Annotated in this window: 1 protein-coding gene; it reads right to left on the bottom strand. The window is 72.3% G+C overall.

Annotation, left to right across the window (positions count from 1 at the left end; genetic code table 11):
- Positions 1-43: 43 nt before the first annotated feature.
- Positions 44-898: EAL domain-containing protein (locus tag D180_RS17875; RefSeq protein WP_017913871.1), on the bottom strand; the 855-nt coding region annotated here is incomplete at its 5' end.

Here is an 898-nt window from a genome sequence, read left to right as displayed (position 1 = left end):
GGGGAGCCGCTGCCGGCAGCGGGCAGCGGGCACGACGTGGAACTCATGCTGTGACCGCGCCGAACCGCTGCAGCACATCCGCCAACGGGGCCGGACGCCCGAGCAGATAGCCCTGCACGCCGCCGCAGCGGTGCGTGCGCAACCAGCGCAGCTGCGCCTCGGTTTCCACGCCCTCGGCGACCACGTCCAGCCCCAGGCAATGCCCCAGAGTCAGCAGCGCCTGGCAGATCGAGGCGTTGCGTGGATCGCGGTCCACCTCGGCGACGAAGCTGCGATCGATCTTCAGCGTGTCCAGCGGCAGGTCGCGCAGATACGCCATGCTGGAGAAGCCGGTGCCGACATCGTCCAGGGCCACGCGCACGCCCAGCGCGCGCAGTTGCCGCAGCACGTCGCCGGCCTGCTGAGGCTGCCGCATCAGGCTGCTCTCGGTCAGCTCCAACTGCAGGCCGTTGGCGGCCAGCCCGGCCTCGGCGCAGGCCTGCACCAGGTCGGCGACCAGGTCGCCGTCGAAGAACTGCAGCGCCGACACGTTCACCGCCACCGGCAGGTCCGGCCATCCGTGCTCGACCAGGGCGCGACGCGCCCGCGCCGCCGCGCGCATCACCCAGCGCCCCAGCGGCAGGATCAGCCCGGTGTCCTCGCACAACTGGATGAACGCATCCGGCGCGATGAAACCGCCATCGGCCTGCGGCCAGCGGATCAGGGCTTCCAGTTCGCGCGGCGCGCCGCTGACGGCGTCCATGATCGGCTGGAAATACAGCTCGAACTCCTGACGCTCGATCGCCTGCTGGATGCGCCCGGCCAGGCGCAGGCGTTCGCCGGTGCGCGCGGCCATGGCGCGGTCGAAGCGCACCAGGCTGCGGCCCTCTGCCTGCGCCGCATGCGCGGCCTGCGCGGC

Origin of the sequence: Xanthomonas sp. SHU 166, from assembly GCF_000364685.1 — a bacterium.
Classification (GTDB): domain Bacteria; phylum Pseudomonadota; class Gammaproteobacteria; order Xanthomonadales; family Xanthomonadaceae; genus Xanthomonas_A; species Xanthomonas_A sontii.
Note: the sequence above shows the minus strand (reverse complement) of the source record. Positions and strands in the feature narration are given on the sequence as shown.